General features: G+C 71.3%; 21 protein-coding genes. 1 reads left to right on the forward strand and 20 read right to left on the reverse strand.

Annotated elements, in window-relative coordinates:
* Window positions 1-40 precede the first annotated feature (40 nt).
* From AQJ11_RS21585 to rpsB, 9 genes are all read right to left on the reverse strand, one after another.
* Window positions 41-1114 carry a thiamine ABC transporter substrate-binding protein gene (locus tag AQJ11_RS21585; RefSeq protein ID WP_059264091.1) on the reverse strand — a complete coding sequence of 358 codons (1074 nt, stop codon included), beginning with the start codon at window positions 1112-1114 and terminating at the stop codon, window positions 41-43.
* Between the two features lie 212 nt (window positions 1115-1326).
* The gene (rlmN, locus tag AQJ11_RS21590; protein WP_014675289.1) at window positions 1327-2433 is read right to left on the reverse strand and encodes a dual-specificity RNA methyltransferase RlmN; all 1107 of its coding nucleotides are present in this window, start codon (window positions 2431-2433) and stop codon (window positions 1327-1329) included.
* A 60-nt stretch (window positions 2434-2493) separates the two neighbouring features.
* The gene (locus tag AQJ11_RS21595) at window positions 2494-2682 is read right to left on the reverse strand and encodes a hypothetical protein (protein ID WP_059264092.1); all 189 of its coding nucleotides are present in this window, start codon (window positions 2680-2682) and stop codon (window positions 2494-2496) included.
* A 40-nt stretch (window positions 2683-2722) separates the two neighbouring features.
* Window positions 2723-4003 carry a cytochrome P450 gene (locus tag AQJ11_RS21600; protein ID WP_244218314.1) on the reverse strand — a complete coding sequence of 427 codons (1281 nt, stop codon included), beginning with the start codon at window positions 4001-4003 and terminating at the stop codon, window positions 2723-2725.
* A gap of 202 nt (window positions 4004-4205) precedes the next feature.
* Window positions 4206-5351: a phosphatidate cytidylyltransferase gene (locus AQJ11_RS21605; protein ID WP_107120856.1), complete on the reverse strand. Its 1146-nt coding sequence runs from the start codon at window positions 5349-5351 to the stop codon at window positions 4206-4208.
* Window positions 5351-5908: a ribosome recycling factor gene (gene frr / locus AQJ11_RS21610; RefSeq protein WP_014675285.1), complete on the reverse strand. Its 558-nt coding sequence runs from the start codon at window positions 5906-5908 to the stop codon at window positions 5351-5353. The genes AQJ11_RS21605 and frr overlap by 1 nt, the downstream gene beginning before the upstream one ends.
* A gap of 176 nt (window positions 5909-6084) precedes the next feature.
* On the reverse strand, window positions 6085-6843 hold the full coding sequence (gene pyrH, locus AQJ11_RS21615) for a UMP kinase (RefSeq protein ID WP_014675284.1): 759 nt from the start codon (window positions 6841-6843) through the stop codon (window positions 6085-6087).
* Between the two features lie 215 nt (window positions 6844-7058).
* Entirely contained in the window at window positions 7059-7895 is an 837-nt protein-coding gene (gene tsf / locus AQJ11_RS21620) for a translation elongation factor Ts (protein ID WP_014675283.1), read from the reverse strand.
* Window positions 7896-8046: 151 nt separating this feature from the next.
* Entirely contained in the window at window positions 8047-8934 is an 888-nt protein-coding gene (gene rpsB, locus AQJ11_RS21625) for a 30S ribosomal protein S2 (RefSeq protein WP_059264093.1), read from the reverse strand.
* A gap of 273 nt (window positions 8935-9207) precedes the next feature.
* Here rpsB and AQJ11_RS21630 point away from each other — a divergent pair, with 273 nt between their 5' ends.
* Complete coding sequence (locus AQJ11_RS21630; protein ID WP_244218315.1) at window positions 9208-9777, forward strand: M23 family metallopeptidase; 570 nt, start codon at window positions 9208-9210, stop codon at window positions 9775-9777.
* 381 nt (window positions 9778-10158) lie between these two features.
* Here AQJ11_RS21630 and AQJ11_RS21635 read toward each other — a convergent pair whose 3' ends face one another.
* The 11 genes from AQJ11_RS21635 to lepB (AQJ11_RS21685) all read right to left on the reverse strand — a co-directional run bounded on the left by AQJ11_RS21635 (window position 10159) and on the right by lepB (AQJ11_RS21685) (window position 19630).
* Complete coding sequence (locus AQJ11_RS21635; protein ID WP_058082059.1) at window positions 10159-10716, reverse strand: TetR/AcrR family transcriptional regulator; 558 nt, start codon at window positions 10714-10716, stop codon at window positions 10159-10161.
* Window positions 10717-10780: 64 nt separating this feature from the next.
* On the reverse strand, window positions 10781-11623 hold the full coding sequence (whiG, locus tag AQJ11_RS21640; protein ID WP_030649029.1) for an RNA polymerase sigma factor WhiG: 843 nt from the start codon (window positions 11621-11623) through the stop codon (window positions 10781-10783).
* Window positions 11624-11946: 323 nt separating this feature from the next.
* The gene (dprA, locus tag AQJ11_RS21645) at window positions 11947-13107 is read right to left on the reverse strand and encodes a DNA-processing protein DprA (RefSeq protein ID WP_059264094.1); all 1161 of its coding nucleotides are present in this window, start codon (window positions 13105-13107) and stop codon (window positions 11947-11949) included.
* Entirely contained in the window at window positions 13104-14729 is a 1626-nt protein-coding gene (locus AQJ11_RS21650) for a YifB family Mg chelatase-like AAA ATPase (RefSeq protein WP_059264095.1), read from the reverse strand. Before AQJ11_RS21650 ends, dprA begins: the two co-directional genes overlap by 4 nt.
* Window positions 14730-15095, reverse strand: coding sequence for a YraN family protein (locus tag AQJ11_RS21655; protein ID WP_059264096.1), 366 nt, complete (start codon window positions 15093-15095; stop codon window positions 14730-14732).
* Between the two features lie 136 nt (window positions 15096-15231).
* Complete coding sequence (locus AQJ11_RS21660) at window positions 15232-15540, reverse strand: DUF2469 domain-containing protein (RefSeq protein WP_014675276.1); 309 nt, start codon at window positions 15538-15540, stop codon at window positions 15232-15234.
* Between the two features lie 56 nt (window positions 15541-15596).
* Window positions 15597-16133, reverse strand: coding sequence for an NUDIX hydrolase (locus AQJ11_RS21665; RefSeq protein ID WP_014675275.1), 537 nt, complete (start codon window positions 16131-16133; stop codon window positions 15597-15599).
* The gene (gene lepB, locus AQJ11_RS21670) at window positions 16123-16911 is read right to left on the reverse strand and encodes a signal peptidase I (protein ID WP_059264097.1); all 789 of its coding nucleotides are present in this window, start codon (window positions 16909-16911) and stop codon (window positions 16123-16125) included. The genes AQJ11_RS21665 and lepB (AQJ11_RS21670) overlap by 11 nt, the downstream gene beginning before the upstream one ends.
* A gap of 65 nt (window positions 16912-16976) precedes the next feature.
* The gene (gene lepB, locus AQJ11_RS21675) at window positions 16977-17957 is read right to left on the reverse strand and encodes a signal peptidase I (protein WP_086011585.1); all 981 of its coding nucleotides are present in this window, start codon (window positions 17955-17957) and stop codon (window positions 16977-16979) included.
* Window positions 17845-18936, reverse strand: coding sequence for a signal peptidase I (gene lepB / locus AQJ11_RS21680; RefSeq protein WP_014675272.1), 1092 nt, complete (start codon window positions 18934-18936; stop codon window positions 17845-17847). The genes lepB (AQJ11_RS21675) and lepB (AQJ11_RS21680) overlap by 113 nt, the downstream gene beginning before the upstream one ends.
* Window positions 18929-19630, reverse strand: coding sequence for a signal peptidase I (gene lepB, locus AQJ11_RS21685; RefSeq protein ID WP_059264098.1), 702 nt, complete (start codon window positions 19628-19630; stop codon window positions 18929-18931). Before lepB (AQJ11_RS21685) ends, lepB (AQJ11_RS21680) begins: the two co-directional genes overlap by 8 nt.
* Between the last annotated feature and the right edge of the window lie 43 nt (window positions 19631-19673).

A 19673-nucleotide genomic window follows, 5' to 3' on the forward strand; every position in this document is an offset into this window, starting at 1 on the left:
GCCCGGGAGCCGGTTGCTCCGGCTCCTTCGGGTGCTTCGGCTACTTCAGTACGAGTGACGTCCACGACTTGACCCACTGGTCGCGGTTGGCGGCGATCTTGTCCGGGGCCATGGTCTCGGGGTCCTTGGCGGCCGGCCCGTACTTCGTGAAGTCGGCGGGGACGGCGGCCCCCTCGACGACCGGGTAGACGAACATGTTCAGCGGCATGTCCTGCTGGAACTCCCTGGTGAGCAGGAAGTCGAGGAACGCCTTGCCGCCCTTGGCGTTCTTCGCGTTGCTCAGCAGCCCCGCGTACTCGGTCTGCCGGAAGCAGGTGCCGTACGACACCCCGGTCGGGGCGGTGCTCGGCCGCTTCTTGGCGTAGATCACCTCGGCGGGCGGGGAGGAGGCGTACGACACCACGAGCGGCCGGTCACCGCCCGCCTTCCTGCCCTCGGAGGAGCCGGAGAACTCCTGGTAGTACGCCTGCTCCCAGCCGTCGACGACCTTGACGCCGTTGGCCTTCAGCTTCTTCCAGTAGCCCTGCCAGCCCCCGTCGCCGAACCGCGCGGCGCTGCCGAGCAGAAAGCCGAGGCCCGGCGAGGAGGTGGCCGCGTTCTCGGTGACGAGGAGGTTCTTGTACGCGGGCTCGGCGAGGTCGGCGAAGGACTGCGGCGGCGTCAGCTTGTGCGCGCTGAACCAGGCCTTGTCGTAGTTGACGCAGATGTCGCCGGTGTCGACGGGCGTGACGCGGTGCTTGTCCTGGTCGACGCGGAACTCGGGCCGGACCGTGTCGTAGCCCTTGGCCTGGTACGGCTGGAAGAGCCCGTTGTCGAGCGCCCTGGACAGCAGGGTGTTGTCGACGCCGAAGAAGACGTCGCCCTGCGGGTTGTCCTTGGTCAGCACGGCCTTGTTGACGGCCTGCCCGGCGTCGCCGTCCTTGAGGACCCTGACCTTGTACCCGGACTGCTTCTCGAAGTCCTTCAGCACGTTCTTGGAGACGGCCCACGAGTCGTGGCTGACGAGGGTGACGGTCTTGGAGTCCGCGGCCGGTTCGCTCTTGCCGGAACCGCACGCGGACAGGCCGATCAGGCCGAGCCCGACCGCCACGGCCACGAAGGTCTTGTTGTGCACTGGATGTCCTCCTGGGGTGGGCCAGGAAGAGACGCGGCCCTGCCCGGGGCTCCGCTGGGGAGACCCGGGCAGGGCGCAACAGCTTGAGTGATGACCGAACTTCCTACCCAGAATGACCTGGGCGAGGTTCAGAGGGTCTGCGGCCCGGTGCCGCACTCTCAGCGCTGTGGCGCTCCCCTGTCGGAATATGAAGATATGTGGACGGGGTCAGATTACCGCTCGGTGGCCGCGAGCTGACCGCAGGCCCCGTCGATCTCCTGTCCACGGGTGTCCCGGACGGTGACGGGCACGCCGTGCGCGGCGATGGCCTCCACGAACGCCTTCTCGTCCTCCGGCCGCGACGCGGTCCACTTCGACCCCGGCGTCGGGTTCAGCGGGATGAGGTTGACGTGCACGGGCTTGCCCTTCAGCAGCCGTCCGAGCCTGTCGCCCCGCCACGCCTGGTCGTTGATGTCGCGGATGAGCGCGTACTCGATGGACAGCCGGCGCCCGGACTTCTCGGTGTACTCGAACCCGGCGTCCAGCACCTCGCGCACCTTCCACCGCGTGTTCACGGGGACGAGGGTGTCGCGCAGTTCGTCGTCGGGGGCGTGCAGGGAGATCGCGAGCCGGCACTTGAGGCCCTCGTCGGCGAACCGGTGGATGGCCGGCACGAGCCCGACGGTGGAGACGGTGATCCCGCGCTGCGAGAGACCGAGGCCGTCCGGGGCCGGGTCGGTGAGCGCCCGGATGGCACCGACGACCCGCTTGTAGTTGGCGAGGGGCTCGCCCATCCCCATGAAGACGATGTTGGACAGCCGTGCGGGCCCGCCGGGCACCTCACCGTCCCGCAGCGCCCGCATGCCGTCCACGATCTGGTGGACGATCTCCGCGGTGGACAGGTTCCGGTCCAGCCCGGCCTGCCCGGTCGCGCAGAACGGGCAGTTCATACCGCACCCGGCCTGCGAGCTGATGCACATGGTGACCCGGTCCGGGTACCGCATGAGCACGGACTCGACCAGCGTCCCGTCGAACAGCCGCCACAGCGTCTTGCGCGTCGTCCCCTGGTCGGTGGACAGGTGCCGGACGACGGTCATCAGCTCCGGGAACAGCGCCTCCTGGAGCTTGGCGCGGGAACCGGCGGGGATGTCGGTCCACTGCTCCGGGTCGTGCGCGTACCGCGCGAAGTAGTGCTGCGAGAGCTGCTTGGCACGGAACGGCTTTTCACCGATCCCGGCCACCGCGTCCTTGCGCTCGGCGGGCGTGAGGTCGGCGAGATGCCGCGGCGGCTTCTTGGCTCCGCGCGGCGCGACGAAAGTGAGTTCTCCGGGCTTGGGCATGGTCCTACCAGTGTCGCAGATCCACACGGGTGGCCCGGCGCGTGTGTGACGCGGCCGTTCCTAGTCGTCGTCGGTGTCCCCGCTCCGGTTCCGGCTCCGGCTCTTCTGGGCGCTGCTCAGCAGTTCGCCCGCGCCGCGCGTGAGGGCCGCGACGATCCTGACCCAGCGCGGGCCGCCGCGCTCCGCCCACACCACGCACACGCAGCCGCCGATGACGAGCACCAGGATGCCGAGCAGTAGAACGATCATGTTCCCCCCTGTGTTACCGCGTACCTTCCCATGGGACGTGTCACCACGTCACGGGCAGGGTCCTCGGCCCGCGGATCAGCCCCCGCCGTTGGAACTCCACCTCCTCGGGCGGCACGGCCAGGCGGATGCCGGGGAAGCGGGTGAGTACGGCGCCGATCATGACCTCGGCCTCCATGCGGGCCATGACGGCGGCCAGGCAGTGGTGCGGGCCGTGCCCGAAGGCCACGTGGGCCAGGTTGCCGCGGTCGAAGTCCAGGGCGTCCGGGTCGGGGAAGACCTCGGGGTCTCGGTTGGCGGCGAGGTAGGCGTTGTAGACGACGTCACCGGCCCGGATCAGCCGGCCACCGACCTCCACGTCCGCCGTGGCGACGCGGGGGATGCCGACGCCGTTGCGGTGCGGGACGTAGCGGAACAGCTCCTCCACGGCCCGGGGCAGCAACTCCGGCTCGCGGCGCAGCCGGTGCAGGTGGCCGGGGTGGGTGAGCAGCGCGTACATCATCGAACCGCTGTTGCTGCGGACCGCGTGGCCGCCGCTGACCTGGACGGCGATGGCGAGGGAGACCGCCTCGTCGTCGGTGATCTCGCCGGCCTCGGCGGCCCGCGCCAGCACGCCCGCCAGATCGTCGCGGGGGTCCTCTCGGCGCCTTCGGAGCAGTTCGGTGATCCGGGCCCGGGTGGTCCGGGCCGCCTCCCTGGCCCGCTCCCCCGACTCGGCTCCCGCGGACAGCAGGGCCTCGCCCGTCGCGGCCCAGCGGTGCCAGTCCTCCTCCTCCACGCCGAGGAAGTCGCCGAGCACGGCGATCGGGAAGGGACCGTGCAGGTGTTCCATGAGGTCGGCCGGGGCGCCGGCACGTTCCATCGCGTCGAGCAGTCCCGCGGCCCTGCGCTCCGCGAGCGGTCGCAGCCGCCGCATGCTCCGCCCGGTGAACGCGCGGGCGACGACCCGGCGCAGCCGGGTGTGCCGGGGTGGATCGATGTACTGAAGGCCCGCCGTCTGCGAGGCCACCGGCACCGGGCGCATGGTGGTGACGGCGCGGCCGACGACCTGTTCCCGGGAGAAACGCGGGTCCGAGGTGACGAACCGGACGTCCTCGTACCGTGTGACCAGCCACGCGCACCCCTCGCCGTACGGCAGCCTGATCCGCGCGACCGGCTCCTCACGCGCCAGCACGTCCAGAAACGGATCGGGAACGAGCGCGGGCAGATCCTCCACGGGCCAGAACCGGATGGGCGGGGGTGGCGGGGTGGGGCCGTGGCCGGGGCCGCGGTCAGCGGGCGCGAGGGCCGGGTCGGACGGGGCGGGCGTCGGGTCGAGGGGCATCGGCTCACTCCCTGCTGCGTCGCCGGGCGGCGGTGGAACGGCCGTCCTCTGAGGGAGTCTGCCGCGCGCCGGCGCCACCCGCCGACTCCTGCTGCGGCATCCGGGTGCGGGGGGGTCCGAGTCGGCGGGGCGGAGTGGTCCGGGTACGACAACGGCCCCCGCCCTGTTGCGAGGCGGGGGCCGAAGAGACGTGCCGTACGGCTCACGTGGAGCCGACGAAGATCACCATCAGCAGCCACACCACCGGCGCCGTGGGCAGCAGCGAGTCGAGCCGGTCCATGATGCCGCCGTGCCCGGGAAGCAAGGTGCCCATGTCCTTGATGCCCAGGTCCCGCTTGATCATGGATTCGCCGAGGTCGCCCAGCGTGGCGCTGGCCGCGACCGCGAGGCCGAGCAGCAGGCCCTGCCACCAGCTGCCGCCGTCGATCAGGAACTGCATGCACAGCGCGCCGGCGGCCATCGCGAACAGCACCGCGCCCAGCAGCCCCTCGCGGGTCTTGCCGGGGCTGATGCGCGGCGCGAGCTTGTGCTTGCCGAAGCGCCAGCCGACCGCGTAGGCGCCGGTGTCGCTCACGACCGTCAGGAGCAGGAAGGTGAGCACCCGCCAGGGACCGTCGTCGGCGGTGAGCATCATCGCGACGAACGTGGCCAGGAACGGCACGTAGAACGCGGCGAAGAGACCGGCCGTGACGTCCCTGAGGTAGTTCTCCGGCGGCTCCGTCATCCGCCAGACCAGCACGGCCAGCGCCGTCAGCGCCATGGCGACCCACGCGCCCTCGGCCCCCCGCACATAGCCGGCGACGACCATCGCCGCGCCGCCGACCGCGAGCGGCACCAGCGGCGCCTTGATGCCCTTGCGTTCCTGGAGCCTGCTGGTCAGCTCCCACAGGCCGACGACGACGGCGACCGCGATCACGCCGACGAACACGGCCTTGACGATGAACAGGGACGCGACGATCACCACACCGAGCCCGACGCCGACGCCTATGGCCGCGCTGAGGTCACGGCCCGCGCTCTTCTTCTGCGGCGCTGGCGCCGGCTGCGGGACGTCGGGCATGGGCTCCGGGTTCTGGGTCTCGGCCGGGAGTTCCCGGGCCTGGAACGTCTCGTCTCGGAACAAGGGGCCGCTCAGTCGAGCGGCCCCCCGGTCGTGGTCCTGGTCTCCTCCGCCGTACACGGGGGCGTCGGGCACGATGGACACGGGGCGAGTCTGCTGCGCCTCAGGCGCATCGTATGCGGGACCCGCCGGGCCGGCCCCCGGGACAGGCTGGGCGGGCCCACCGCCGGTGGGCCCCCAGTACCCGGCCTGGCCCGCCGATGGCGGCGCCCCCCAGGAAGAGTCGCTCATCAGACTTCGAGCAGCTCCGCTTCCTTGTGCTTGAGGAGCTCGTCCACCTGGGCGACGTACTTCGCCGTGGTGTCGTCGAGTTCCTTCTCCGCACGACGGCCCTCGTCCTCGCCGACCTCGCCGTCCTTGATCAGCTTGTCGATGGCGTCCTTGGCCTTGCGGCGCACCGAGCGGATCGAGACCTTGGCGTCCTCGCCCTTGCCCTTGGCGACCTTGATGTACTCGCGGCGGCGCTCCTCGGTCAGCTCGGGGAACACCACCCGGATGATGTTGCCGTCGTTGCTGGGGTTGACGCCCAGGTCGGAGTCGCGGATGGCCTGCTCGATGTTGCGCAGAGCGCTCTTGTCGAACGGGGTCACGACCGCCATGCGCGGCTCCGGCACGGAGAACGAGGCCAGCTGGTTGATCGGCGTCGGGGCACCGTAGTAGTCGGCCACGATCTTGTTGAACATCGCCGGGTGCGCACGGCCGGTGCGGATCGCGGCGAAGTCCTCCTTGGCGACCACGACGGCCTTCTCCATCTTCTCCTCGGCTTCGAGGAGGGTCTCTTCGATCACCACTTGCTCCTGCGTGTCTTGAGTAAGGCCCGGCTGCGGTTCCTGAACTCGGTCGGCGGCCGGCTGCGTCGCGTCTTCTTCCTGCACGGTTCCCGACCGGCAGGACATTGTCCATCCCCCGGCCGGGGTCCGGCCCCCTCACAGGGCCGCACATCACCGGCCGGGTTGATCCCGGGTCAGTCCCGGCTGCCCTGGTCACCCACCAGCGTGCCGATCTTCTCACCCTTGACGGCGCGGGCGATATTGCCCTCCGCGAGAAGCTCGAAGACGAGGATCGGGAGCTTGTTGTCGCGGCACAGCGTGATGGCGGTGGCGTCGGCGACCTTGAGGTCGCGGGTGATGACCTCGCCGTAGCCGAGGGCGTCGAACTTGACGGCGTCGGGGTTGGTCTTGGGGTCGGAGTCGTAGACCCCGTCCACGCCGTTCTTGCCCATGAGCAGCGCCTCGGCGTCGATCTCCAGGGCGCGCTGGGCGGCGGTGGTGTCGGTGGAGAAGTAGGGCATGCCCATACCGGCGCCGAAGATGACCACGCGGCCCTTCTCCAGGTGGCGCACGGCGCGCAGCGGGATGTACGGCTCGGCGACCTGGCCCATGGTGATGGCGGTCTGCACGCGCGACTGGATGCCCTCCTTCTCCAGGAAGTCCTGGAGGGCGAGGCAGTTCATCACGGTGCCGAGCATGCCCATGTAGTCGGAGCGGGCGCGGTCCATGCCGCGCTGCTGGAGTTCGGCGCCGCGGAAGAAGTTGCCGCCGCCGATGACGACCGCGATCTGGGCGCCGTCGCGCACGACGGCCGCGATCTCACGGGCGATCTTGTGCACCACGTCCGGGTCGACGCCCAGGCCCCCGCCACCGGAGAAGGCCTCTCCGGACAGCTTCAGCAGAAACCGGCCGCGTACTTTGCCGTCGTCGCTCTTCTGGGCCTTGGTGGTCATGGGGATCCCAACTCTTTCACGTGTTGCACATACGAAGAAGGCCATTGCCGATGGGGTTGCTTTTCGCTCCCATACGCGGCAATGGCCTCCTCGTCAGATCTGCTGCCGTCCGCCCCACGCCGGGGTGTGGCGGTGTGCGCGGACGACTGCGGTCGACCCTATCGGGATTTCCTCGTGGATTTCCCCGGGGGCCGCGCGTCGATCGCGGTACGGACTCAGATGCCGACCTTGATGCGCGAGAAGCGCTTCAGGGTGACACCGGCCTCGTCCAGCACCTTCTGGACCGACTTCTTGTTGTCGAGCGCGTACGGCTGGCCGAGCAGCGTGGCGTCCTTGAAGAAGCCGTTGAGGCGACCCTCGACGATCTTGGCGATCGCGGCCTCGGGCTTGCCCTCGGCGCGGGTGGTCTCCTCGGCGATGCGGCGCTCGGACTCGACGACGTCGGCCGGCACGTCCTCCTTGGAGAGGTACTTCGGCGCGAAGGCGGCGATGTGCTGGGCGACGCCCTTGGCGACCTCGGCGTTCGGCTTGTCGAGCTCGACCAGGACACCGATCTGCGGGGGCAGGTCGGGCATGGTGCGGTGCATGTAGGCGGTGACGTAGCCGTCGGCGAACTGCGCGAAGCGGTCCAGGACGATCTTCTCGCCGAGGTTGGCGTTGGCCTCGTCCACGAACGCCTGGACGGTCTTGCCGGGCTCGATCTCGGAGGCCAGCAGGGCCTGGAGGTCGGCCGGGTTCGTCTTGGCGACGTGCTCGGCGATGGCGTTGGCCACGGCCTGGAACTTCTCGCCCTTGGCGACGAAGTCCGTCTCGCACTTCAGCTCGACCAGGACACCGGAGGAGTTGTCGTCGGCGATGATGGAGACCACGGCGCCGTTCTCGGCGGAGCGGCCCTCGCGCTTGGCGACGCCCTTCTGGCCCTTGATGCGCAGCGCCTCGACGGCCTTCTCGACGTTGCCCTCGGCCTCGTCCAGCGCCTTCTTGCAGTCCATCATGCCGGCGCCGGTCAGCTCACGGAGCTTCTTGACGTCGGCGGCGGTGTAGTTCGCCATGAGTCTGTGAGTCTTTCTCGAAGTCTGGTTTAGATCCGCACGGTCGCGACCCACATGTAGTCGCGGACCGCGTACGTCGTGCCGACCTACGGGTGAACAGCGGGGGCGGAGTCATGTCCCGCCCCCGCCGTCGAACGCTGACGGATCGGCGTCAGGCCTGGTCGGCCTCGGCGGCCGGAGCCTCAGCGGCCGGGGCCTCGGCGGCCGGAGCCTCGGCAGCGGCCTCGGCCGGCTTCTCGGCCTCGGCGGCCGGAGCCTCGTCCTTCTTCTCACCTTCGAGCAGGTCACGCTCCCACTCGGCGAGCGGCTCGCCCGCGGCCTTCTCGCCCTTGTCGCCGGTGGCGACGCCGGAGCGGGCGATGAGGCCCTCGGCGACGGCGTCGGCGATCACGCGGGTGAGCAGGGTGACGGAGCGGATCGCGTCGTCGTTGCCCGGGATCTTGTAGTCGACCTCGTCGGGGTCGCAGTTGGTGTCGAGGATCGCGACGACCGGGATGTTCAGCTTCCGGGCCTCACCAACGGCGATGTGCTCCTTCTTGGTGTCCACGATCCAGACGGCGCTGGGCACCTTCTGCATCTCGCGGATACCGCCGAGGGTCTTCTCCAGCTTGGCCTTCTCGCGCGAGAGCACGAGAAGCTCCTTCTTGGTCAGACCGGACGCGGCGACGTCCTCGAAGTCGATCTGCTCAAGCTCCTTGAGGCGCTGCAGACGCTTGTAGACGGTCGAGAAGTTGGTGAGCATGCCGCCCAGCCAGCGCTGGTTGACGTAGGGCATGCCGACGCGGGTGGCCTGCTCGGCGATGGCCTCCTGCGCCTGCTTCTTCGTGCCGACGAACATGACCGTGCCGCCGTGGGCGACGGTCTCCTTGACGAACTCGTAGGCGCGGTCGATGTACGACAGCGACTGGAGCAGGTCGATGATGTAGATGCCGTTGCGCTCGGTGAAGATGAAGCGCTTCATCTTCGGGTTCCAGCGACGGGTCTGGTGACCGAAGTGGACGCCGCTCTCCAGCAGCTCCCGCATCGTGACGACGGCCATGGCCGTTTCTCCTTGGTGTTCTCGGTTGTGCCGCGTCCACCGGACGGCGGACGCGCCTGACGCCCGCGATGCGCCGTGCCACGAAGGACCGAGGGGCGCTTGGTACGAACCGTTGCCGGCCGTCGTACCGGGGCGTGCGAAGTCGACCCGGTGACCCGGATCGCCAGAAGAAGTGTACGGGACCGGCGAGGCACCGGGTGACGCCGCTGTCCACAACCGGCGAATGGTCCACAGGCCGGACCACGATCGGCGGATCTGCGGGACGGTGTCGGCATGCGACGAACGATGCGATGCGCGCTGCTGTGGCCGGCCCTGGTCCTGGGGTTGGCGGCGGCCCTGCTCACGCCTCTGGCCTGGGCGGACACGCCTCCCGTGGTGCCGCCGCGCCCTCCGACGGCCCCGGTGCCGCCGGTGGCCCGCGCCTGGCCGGTCGGTGTCCGCCCACCGGTCCTGCGTGGCTGGGAACCACCGGCGACGGTGTACGGCCCCGGGCACCGGGGGGTGGATCTCGCAGCGCCGGCCGGGGCGCCCGTACGGGCGGTCGCACCGGGCCGGGTGCTGTTCGCGGGGCGGGTGGCGGGGCGGGGCGTGGTCTCGGTGGCACTGCGGGGGACGGATCTGCGGACGACGTACGAGCCGGTGCGGGCGTCGGTCCGGAAAGGGCAGGAGGTGGGGGCGGGGGCGGTGGTCGGGGTGGTGGAGCCGACGGGGTCCCACTGCGGGACACGGACGTGCGTGCACTGGGGTCTGCTGCGGGGCGACGCGTACCTGAACCCACTGTCCGTGCTGCCACCGTGGCTGCTGGGCGGGGGTCCGTCGAGATTGCTGCCGGTTCTGTCCTAGCGGGGTCGGCTGCGGGGTGGCTGCGCCTTTGCCACGGGGTCGGCTGAGCCTTGGCTCCGGGTGGGCGACGAAGGGAGGCCGCCACGGTCGTGAGCCGGCGCGGGCCCGTCGTGGCCACTCGCGCAGTTCCCCGCGCTCCCTCCGGGACGCTGCGGTGCCACGGCTAAGGGGTGGACGACGAGGCGAGGCGCCACCGTCGCAAGCCGGCCGCGGGCCCGTCGTGGCCACTCGCGCAGTTCCCCGCGCCCCTGTCGGGGCACTGCGGTGCCGCGGCTACGGAGTGGGCCACGAGGCGAGGCGCCACCGTCGCAAGCCGGCCGCAGGCCCGCCGGGGTCACTCGCGCAGTTCCCCGCGCCCCCTTCAGGGCGCTGCGGTGTCGTTCAGCCCTTCACGCCTCGCAGCGCCATGGCGACGGCCGCGTCCGTCACCACCGTGGGATCCTCGGCGGCGCCCAGCTCGATACGCCGTACCGCCGCGTCCACGACCCCCTGCAACAACATCGCCGCCAGCCGGGGCTGCCCGTGTCCCAGCTCCTCCAGTGCCTCGACGATCATCGCGACCAGCCCCCCGTGGGCCGCCCGGATCTTCTCCCGGGCCCCGGGATCCAGCTCACTCGCGGAGATGGCGACGACCGCCCGGTGCCGCCGGTCCCCCACGAGCGCGAGTTGCTGCCGCACATACGCCTCGACCTTGCCCTCGGCCGTCCCGGCCCGCTCCATCGCCGCCGCGACCTCCGCCGCCCACACCGGGAAGTCGACCTCGCACAGCTCCTCGACCACGGCGGCCCGGGACCGGAAGTACTCGTACACGGACGACCGCGCCAGCCCCGTCCGCTCGGCCAGCGCCGGGAAGGTCAGCGCCTCCGTCCCGCCCTCGGAGAGCAGGGACCGAGCCGCGTCCAGCAGGGCGGCTCGCTGCATCGACCGGTGTTCGGCCACGGAGGCCGCTCGAATCCTTGGCACGTCGACCACTGTACGGACAGGCCGTCCCGGAAGGGAGGAGTCAACGCCCGAAGCTCGCCAGCTTGGCCCGCAGCTGGAGCACCGACTTGGTGTGGATCTGGCTGACCCGGCTCTCGGTGACCCCGAGCACGTTGCCGATCTCGGCGAGGGTGAGCCCCTCGTAGTAGTACAGGGTGACGACGGTCTTCTCGCGCTCGGGCAGCGTGTTGATCGCCCGCGCCAGGAACCGTCGCAGCTCGCGGTCCTCGGCCACCTCCACCGGATTGTCGGCGGCGGTGTCCTCCAGCGTGTCCATCAGGCTGAGCCGGTCCCCGCCCTCGCCGCCGACGTGCAGCAGCTCCTCCAGGGCGACGACGTTGGCCAGCGACAACTGGCTGAACACGGCGTGCAGTTCGTCGACCTCCATGCCCAGCTCGGCGGCGACCTCCCCCTCCGTCGGCGTCCGCCGCAGCCGCGCCTCCAGGGTGGCGTAGGCGCGCTCGACGTTCCGCGCCTTCTGCCGGACCGAGCGGGGGATCCAGTCCAGCGCCCGCAGTTCGTCGATCATCGCGCCGCGGATCCGGGTGATCGCGTACGTCTCGAACTTGATCTCCCGGTCGATGTCGAACTTCTCGATCGCGTCGATCAGCCCGAACACGCCCGAGGAGACGAAGTCGGCCTGCTCCACATTGGGCGGCAGCCCGACGCTGACCCGGCCGGCCACGTACTTGACCAGCGGCGAGTAGTGCAGGATCAGCTGCTCCCGCAGCCGGTCGTCCCCCGTCGCCTTGTACGACCGCCACAGCTCGTCGAGTGTCGAGGGAGCGGGCGGTCGCACGCTGCCACCGTCGCGGGCGGCTGGGGGGATCGCCGCCCGGTCGGACCCGGAGGTGTGCTGGGGCATTCGTCGCCTTGTGCCGTTCTGCCGTGAAGTGCCGTGAAGTGCCGTGGAGTGGGTGGAGGTGGGGTTCCTGGGGTGAAGTGGGGCTGCCTGGGTGAGGTGACGGTCTGGTGCGGGGTTGGCGCGATCTGCGCCACCGCCTTCGTGAGCGTAGCGTGACTGAGGAGTCGCGGTGCGCGAACAGGGCTGCGCCACCCGTGCGCGGGGCGCTCGCGCCGGTCGGGCGACCCCATGCCGGGGCTCGCTCTGCGTGACCGGCCGGAGGCGCCAACTCCGGGAAACGCCAAGGGCGTCGGGGGTTCCCCCGGACGGCCGAACACGGCCGGTCAGCACGGACGGTGACCGTTCCGGACCGAGATCATCGCCTGGCGTGTCAACTTCCAGCCGTCGCCGTGTCGTTCGACGTAACCAAGTGCTCGGAGTTCGTACAGTCTCGCGATCGCCTCGTCCCGCGTGGTGCGCGCGCCCAGCGCGATCTCCTCGGCGGGGGCCGCGCGGTCACCGGGGAGGGCGGCGAGCACCGTGCGGGCGGCAGGTTGCAGCAGGTCACGCGGGAGGACGGGGCCCCGCCGGGCCGGCGCCAGCTCACCCATGTCGCCCACCAGTTCGATGACCTCCGCGGCATCGGTGACCAGGGTGGCCTCTCCGCGCAACAGTTCGTGCACACCGGCGGAGAGGGCGCTGGTGACCGGGCCGGGGACGCCCATGGTGAACCGGCCGAGGCGCTGCGCGGCCCGCGCGGTGGCCAGCGAGCCACTGCGGCAGGCCGCCTCCACGACGACGGTGCCCCTGGTCAGCGCGGCGATGACGCGGTTGCGGAGGATGAACCGGCTGGGTGTCGGATGGTCGCCCGGCGGCAGCTCACCCACCACCAGTCCCTGTTCCGCGATACGGGCGATCAGCGCGGCGTGGCCGCGGGGGTAGGGCTGGTCGACGCCGCAGGCCAGGACGGCGACGGTGGCGCCGTGGGTGGCGAGGGCGCCGCGGTGGGCGGCGCCGTCGATGCCGTACGCCCCGCCCGAGACGACGACCCAGCCGCGCTCGGCGAGACCGGAGGCGAGGGTGGCGGCAGCGTGGGCGCCGTACTCGGTGCAGGCTCGGGCGCCGACCACGGCCACGGACCGGAGCGCCCACATCCGCAGGTTCGGCCGGCCCCGCACCCACAGCCCGAGGGGCCGCGCGTCACCGAGGTCGTCGAGCTGCCGGGGCCACTCGGCGTCCCCCGGACGGACGAACCGCGCCCCGGCGGCCCGGGCCAGCTCCAGGTCCTGCTCCGGCTCGGCCCGCCGGGCCCGCGCGACGAGCCCCTCCCACCGGGCCGCGCTCACCCCCGGCAAGGCGTCCCCGCCGCACCGCAGCCGCCGCACCACCTCCCCCACCCCGAACTCCCGCACCCACCGCCCGCCGACCTCGTCCCCCGCCTCGACGACCCGCCCGAGGAACACCCGCCCGAGCAGTTCGGCGCCGGGGTCCTCCTCCCCGGTCACGTCAGCGCTCCGATGGCCATCGGCACTCCGCGGGGGACACCGGTGCGCAGTTGCAGGGCCAGGGCGACGTCGGTGGCGTCCGGGCGGTCGTGTCCGACGAGGTCGGCGACCGTCCAGGCGACGCGCAGGACACGGTCGATCCCGCGGGCGGTGAGCACGCCCCGTTCCAGGTTGCGTTCGGCCTCGTCCATGGCTCCGGCGGCAGCGTGGTACCGGCTGCGCAGCTCGCGGCCGGGCACCTCGCTGTTGGTGCGCCACGGGGTGCCGGTCAGGCGGGCCGCCGCCCGCTCCCGGGCCTGCCGCACCCGGTCGGCCACGGTCGCCGTGGACTCTCCGCGGGCGCCGGGCTCGGTGAGCTGGGCCCGGGTGACCGGGTCGACCTCGACACGCAGATCCACCCGGTCCAGCAGCGGGCCGGACAGCCGGGACTGGTAGCGGCGGATCGCCGACGGCGGACACTCGCACAGCGAGTCGCGGAGTGAGAAGCGTCCGCAGGGACAGGGATTGGCCGCCAGAACCATCAGGAACCGCGCCGGGAACCGGACCACGCCCGCACTCCGCGCGATGACGACGTGCCCCGACTCCAGCGGCTGTCGCAGGGCGTCCAGCGTCTGGCTGTGGAACTCGGGCGCCTCGTCCAGGAACAGCACGCCGCGATGGGCGAGGGACACCGCGCCGGGCCGGGCGACGCCCGGTCCGCCGCCGACGAGTGACTGCATCGTCGCCGAGTGGTGCGGGGCGCAGTAGGGGGCGACGTCGATGAGCGGCTTGCCCGGGGGCAGCAGCCCGGCGACCGAGTGCACGGCCGTGACCTCCAGCGACGCTTCCCGGGTGAGCCGGGGGAGCACGGCGGGCAGGCGCTCCGCGAGCATGGTCTTGCCCGCGCCGGGCGGCCCCTCCAGGAACAGGTGGTGTCCGCCGGCCGCTGCCACCTCCACGGCTGTGCGGGCGGAGATCTGCCCGACGACATCGGCCAGGTCGTGATCGTGGTCGTGGTGCGTGGCGCCGATGCTGTGCATGCCGGTGGCGGCGCCCGTGCCCGGGACGCGCAGCCCTGCCAGGAGGGGATCGGGCCGCCCCTGCTCGTCCGGTGTCTCGTCGGGGACGGGTTCCTCGGTCAGGACCGCGATGAGCTGCCGCAGACTGCGGACACCCAGCACGGACACACCGGGGACCAGCGCGGCCTCGGCGGCGGCGCACTCGGGCACGACCACCTGCTCGTACCCGGCGTCGGCCGCCGCGAGGACCGCCGGCAGGATGCCCCGGACCGGGCGCACCCGGCCGTCCAGTCCCAGCTCGCCGATCATGACGATGTCGGCGAGGACGCGGGGATCGATCCGTTCGGCGGCACCGAGCACCGCGCAGGCGACGGCCAGGTCGAACCCCGAGCCGGCCTTGGGGACGGAGGCCGGGCTGAGTCCGACGGTGAGCTTCTTCGACGGCCACGCCGTGCCCGAGTTCACCACCGCCGCCCGCACCCGGTCGCGGCTTTCCGTCAGGCTCTTGTCCGGCAGGCCGACCAGGGTGAAGGCCGCGACTCCGGGTTCGAGGTCGGCCTGGACCTCGACGACCACGCCTTCGACGCCGACCAGGGCGACCGAGCACGTACGGGCGAACGCCATTCAGGCCACCCCCCGCGCGTGCTCGACGGACGGGGCGCCCCGGCGGGGCAGCAGGACGCCGACGAGGTCGATGCGGACGCCGCCCGGTGGGGCTCCTCCGTGGGCCTGGATCCAGTGCTCGGCGAGTGCGCGGAGCCGGGCCGCCTTCGCGGGGGTCACCGCGGCCATCGGGTGTTCGTAGCCGCCGCCCCTGCGGGTCTTCACCTCGCAGACGACCAGGGCGTCGCCGTCCCTGGCCACGATGTCGATCTCGCCGGACCTGCCGGAGCGCCAGTTGCGCTCCAGGATCGTCATTCCCTGTGCGGCCAGCCGCCGTGCGGCCAGGTCCTCGCCGTACCTGCCGAGTCCGTTGCGTGCCTTGTTCATGTCGGCACCACCTCCGGCGCCCACGGTCACGCATCCGGCCTAGCGGTGTTGATCTTGGTGGACTACTCAGCGGTTGTGGAAAACCCCGTCACCCGTCCGCGCCGCCCACCCGGTCACCCGCCGCCCCGTCGGCCCGTCACCCGCCCGGCAACTCCAGATCGCTCTTGTTCAGCTCCTCGATGTTCACGTCCTTGAACGTCAACACCCGGACCTGCTTCACGAAACGAGCCGGCCGGTACATGTCCCAGACCCAGGCATCGGCCATGGTGACCTCGAAGAAGACTTCACCTTGCACCGAGTGCACCTGCATCTCGTAGTCGTTGGTGAGGTAGAACCGCCGCTCGGTCTCGATCACGTATTTGAACAGACCGACGACATCTCGGTACTCCCGGTAGAGCTTCAGCTCCATCTCGGTCTCGTACTTTTCGAGGTCCTCGGCGCTCATGGCATGTTCCCCTTCAGCCGTGCGATCCCCCCATTGTGCGCCAGTCCCGGGAACCCTCAGACGATTTCCGTGTCGAGGGTCACGGGCCGGGCGGGGGGACCTTCGACGAGCAGCGTGCGCAGCAGCTCGGCGAGTCTGGTCGGATACACCGTCTCATGCGCCCGGGTCAGTTCCTGACACGTCCACCAGCGCGCTCCGGCGACACTGCGCCGCTCCAGCTCCGTCAGGCCCGTCGCCGCGGTGGCCGTCTGGGTCGTACGGGCCAGGTAGTACCACTCGTCCTGGTCCCAGCGGCGGCCCGCGAACGGGAACGAGCACCGCCGCCGCCAGAGCACGGGGCCGAGTTCGACGTCGGTGATGCCGGTCTCCTCGGCGAGTTCCCGCAGCGCGGCCTCCTCGCGCGTCTCGGCGCCCTCCAGGCCGCCGCCGGGCGTGAACCACCAGTCGTCGGCCGGGTCGTCCGGTTCGTGGCCGTGCAGGAGCAGGATGCGGTCCTCGGGGTCGAGGAGGACGACCCGGGCCACCTTCCGCGGGCCGGCCCCGTCCTCGCCCTCGTACGACTCCCCCGCCGGCCGCGTGGTCTCAGCGGACACCGGCCGTCTCCGGACGGGCGGTGCGGGCACGGGAGCGGCTCACGCGGCCCGCGATCGGGCCGTAGGCGCCGCCGCCGAGGACCAGGACCGCGCCGGCCACGATCAGCAGCTCGATCGTGCGCAGCGGGCCGGGCTCGGAGAGGGCGCCGAGCGTCTCGAAGCCCGTGGGGCGCTTGAGCGTGCCCTTCCAGGGCCAGACCACGGCCTCCACGCGGGCGGACACGGCGTCACGGGACACGGTGCCCTGTGCGGTGTCGGTGAGGTGGGCGGTGGAGTCCAGGGAGCCCTGGCGTTCGTCGCCGAGGAGGAACAGCCGGCCCTCCGGGACGGTCACCCTGGCGAAGTTCTTGATCTCGGCGAGGCTGCCCTCGGGCAGGTACGGCTCGTCGATCTGCTTGCCGTTGACGGTCAGCTTGCCGTTCGTGCAGCAGGAGACGGTGTCCCCGCCCACGGCGACCACGCGCTTGACCACCTTGGCGTTGCTGACCCAGGTCTTGTCCTCGAAGACGACCACGTCACCGCGCCGCACCTCGTCGCCGTCGACGCGCTGGGCCAGCACCCGGTCACCGGCGTCGATGGTGGGGGTCATCGAGCTGGTGGGCACGGTGTACGGCCGGTAGACCAGCCCTCCCCAGGCGAAGCCGCCGAGGAACAGCACCAGACCCAGCGCCACGGCCAGTCCGGACAGCCGCTGCCCGAGCCGGCTGCCGCCGCCGGCCTGTGCCGTGCCGGTGCCGCCGCCCTGCGGGGCCGTACGCGTCATGCTCTCGCCACCCATGGACCCGCACCCTACCCGGCGGTACCGGACGGGGGCAGCCCCTCTCGCCCGGCCGGGACGGCCGCTTACCGCTTCGTGAACTCCGCGCGCCTGCGCCGCCACACCACCACCGGCAGGACCGCCGCGACGGCGATGCCCTCGGGGGCCACCGTCAGGGACGCGGCGGAGGAGGACTGCTCGTTCAGGCCGGGCTGGTCGAAGGTGTCCGGGATCGGCAGGGTGCCCCAGCGGTTGATCGGCCAGGCCTTGACGATCGCGCGGCCGACGACCTTGTCGACGGGGACCATGCCGTGGTTCCGGTCGGACTGGTTGTACCGGGAGTCACGGGAGTTCTGGCGGTGGTCGCCCATCACCCAGATGAAGCCCTTGGGGACCTCGACCTTGAACTGGCCGCCCTGGTCGTCCACGCTGCACGGCGTGTTGCCCGGGTAGACGTACGGCTCGTTCAGCGCCTTGCCGTTGACCTTCAGCGGGCCGCTGCCCTTGCACTCGACCGTGTCGCCGCCGACCCCGATCACGCGCTTGATCAGGTCCTTCTCCTCCGCCGACGGCATCAGGCCGATCCAGCTGAGGACCTTCTGCACCGGGTTCGGCGTCGGCGTCGGCTCGCCGGCCAGCCAGTTGTCCGGGTCGTGGAAGACGACGACCTCACCGCGCTCGGGCTTGGACCCGAACCACGGCGTGAGCTTGTCGACCAGCACCCGGTCGCCCTGCTGGAGGGTGTTCTGCATCGAGTCGGACGGGATCGAGAACGCCTGCACCAGGAACGTCTTGATCAGCAACGCCAGGACCAGCGCGATGCCGATCAGGATCGGCAGTTCCTTCCAGAAGGACCGCGGCTGCCTGGGCCGTACGGCCGCCGCGCCCCCGCCGGGGCCGTCGCCACGCGGCTCCGGCTCGCCCTCCGGCGTGCCCTCGTCGCCCGCCGCCGCGTCATTCCCGGAGCTCATGGCGCTGCCCGGTACGGGAACGTCCGGTTCCACAGGGTGCCTGCGGTGCTCCTCGCCGTCGTGTCCCGACCGTGCGCCAACCGCCACATCCCCCACGCCAACTCCTCACTCTGTGCCGCCGCCCGCGCCACACCCGGCGCAGGCCCACCACTCCCATAACGAGCGGGAGTTCCGCAGGGGTCGGGAGCTGGGTCATTCCGTTCGGATTCTCGGAGGCAACCCTATGCGACGCCTGGGGAGCAGCGGTCGTACCCGGCGCCGAGTCGGTGACGCTTGCGAAGGTTTTAGGTTCTTCCAGGCGCGTCCAGTGACCGACCGGCCAGCCGATGACCATGGCCCGGCCGACCACCGAGTCCAGCGAGACCGTGCCGCCGTAGGCCGTGTTCTGGTGGGAGCGGGAGTCCGCGGAGTTGCCCCGGTGGTCGCCCATCACCCACAGCCGGCCCTTGGGGACGGTGATGTCGAAGGGCATGGCGGACGGCACGTCCCCGGGGTAGAGGTAGTCGCCCTCGGTGAGCGGGACGCCGTTGACGGTGACGCGGCCCTGGGCGTCGCAGCACTTGACGTGGTCACCACCGACCCCGATGACCCGTTTGATCAGGTCCTTCTCGTTGTCGGACGGCAGCAGGCCGATGAAGGTGAGGCCCTCTTTGAACTGCTTGACGACGACGGGGTCGTGCTTCTTGGCGGTCTGCTCGTCCTGGAGCCAGCCGCCCGGGTCGTGGAACACGACGACGTCACCGCGCTGCGGCTCGGAGCCGAACCACGGGGTCAACTTGTCCACCAGGACCCGGTCGCCGATCCGGATCGTCTCCTCCATGGACCCGGACGGGATCACGAACGCCTGCACGAGGAACGTCTTCAGGACGAGCGCGATGAGGACGGCGACACCGACCAGGAGGGGGATCTCCCGGACGGCCGACCGTCTGCGCTTGCGCTTGACCTTGCGTTGCAGTTGCCGCCGCTCCGCGCGCGTGCGGCCACCGCCGGGCGCGGAGGTGCGGCGTACCCCGGTGGGCAGCAGGTTGTCGGCGGGCGTGCTGGGCACCCCGCGCGGTTTGCCGCGGTTACCCATGGGCGCCTCCGGTCGGGGCGGCGGGCACGCGCGCGTAGGCGGACGGCCGGGTCAGGTGCGTCCAGTGGCGGTACGGCCACACGATCCAGTCGGCCCGGCCGATGACGTCCCCGACGGGGATCATGCCGCCGCCGGGCGAGCCGAGGTGGTCGCGGGAGTCGCTGGAGTCGCTGCGGTGGTCGCCGAGGACGAAGAGGCGGCCCGGGGGCACGGCGATGTCGAAGGGCACGCTGGAGGCGCTGTCCCCGGGATAGAGGAACGCCGTCTCGTCGACCGGTCGGCCGTTCACCTCGATCCTCCCCTTCTTGTCGCAGCAGACCACATGGTCTCCCCCCACACCGGCCACGCGCTTGATGTAGTCGGCGTCCCCGAAATACCCGGTGCCGTCGAAGACAATCACGTCGCCGCGGCGCGGCCGGGCACCGAAACGGTACGCCAACTTGTTTACGAGAACGCGGTCGCCGATCCTCAATCCCTGTTCCATGGATCCGCTCGGGATCTGGAACGGTTGCACCACGAAAGCGTTGAGGACCAGCACGAACGCCAGGCAGAGGAAGAGCGTGAGGGTGATCCTGCCGCCGGGCAGCCACTCGGCGACCCGCGACACCAACGCGAAACGCGACCGGCCCTCCGCCCCCGGGGTACCGGGGTGGGAGGAGCGGTCGCGTTCCGTCGGCTGTGCTTCGGTGTCCATCGGGGCCAGATGCTATCCGGCTCCGCTGTGACGGCCGGGAAGC

The sequence above is a fragment of the Streptomyces corchorusii genome (genome assembly GCF_001514055.1).
Taxonomy (GTDB): Bacteria; Actinomycetota; Actinomycetes; order Streptomycetales; family Streptomycetaceae; genus Streptomyces; species Streptomyces olivaceoviridis.

Coding starts and splice junctions, on each gene's coding strand:
- AQJ11_RS21600 (WP_244218314.1), bottom strand. CDS start 4,003: ATGCCCCTCGACCCGACGCCCGCCCCGTCCGACCCGGCCCTCGCGCCC.
- AQJ11_RS21605 (WP_107120856.1), bottom strand. CDS start 5,351: ATGAGCGACTCTTCCTGGGGGGCGCCGCCATCGGCGGGCCAGGCCGGG.
- AQJ11_RS21595 (WP_059264092.1), bottom strand. CDS start 2,682: ATGATCGTTCTACTGCTCGGCATCCTGGTGCTCGTCATCGGCGGCTGC.
- rpsB (WP_059264093.1), bottom strand. CDS start 8,934: ATGGCCGTCGTCACGATGCGGGAGCTGCTGGAGAGCGGCGTCCACTTC.
- rlmN (WP_014675289.1), bottom strand. CDS start 2,433: ATGCCCAAGCCCGGAGAACTCACTTTCGTCGCGCCGCGCGGAGCCAAG.
- tsf (WP_014675283.1), bottom strand. CDS start 7,895: ATGGCGAACTACACCGCCGCCGACGTCAAGAAGCTCCGTGAGCTGACC.
- whiG (WP_030649029.1), bottom strand. CDS start 11,623: ATGCCCCAGCACACCTCCGGGTCCGACCGGGCGGCGATCCCCCCAGCC.
- lepB (WP_014675272.1), bottom strand. CDS start 18,936: ATGGGTAACCGCGGCAAACCGCGCGGGGTGCCCAGCACGCCCGCCGAC.
- AQJ11_RS21660 (WP_014675276.1), bottom strand. CDS start 15,540: ATGAGCGCCGAGGACCTCGAAAAGTACGAGACCGAGATGGAGCTGAAG.
- AQJ11_RS21630 (WP_244218315.1), top strand. CDS start 9,208: ATGCGACGAACGATGCGATGCGCGCTGCTGTGGCCGGCCCTGGTCCTG.
- AQJ11_RS21650 (WP_059264095.1), bottom strand. CDS start 14,729: ATGGCGTTCGCCCGTACGTGCTCGGTCGCCCTGGTCGGCGTCGAAGGC.
- AQJ11_RS21655 (WP_059264096.1), bottom strand. CDS start 15,095: ATGAACAAGGCACGCAACGGACTCGGCAGGTACGGCGAGGACCTGGCC.
- lepB (WP_059264097.1), bottom strand. CDS start 16,911: ATGGGTGGCGAGAGCATGACGCGTACGGCCCCGCAGGGCGGCGGCACC.
- lepB (WP_059264098.1), bottom strand. CDS start 19,630: ATGGACACCGAAGCACAGCCGACGGAACGCGACCGCTCCTCCCACCCC.
- pyrH (WP_014675284.1), bottom strand. CDS start 6,843: ATGACCACCAAGGCCCAGAAGAGCGACGACGGCAAAGTACGCGGCCGG.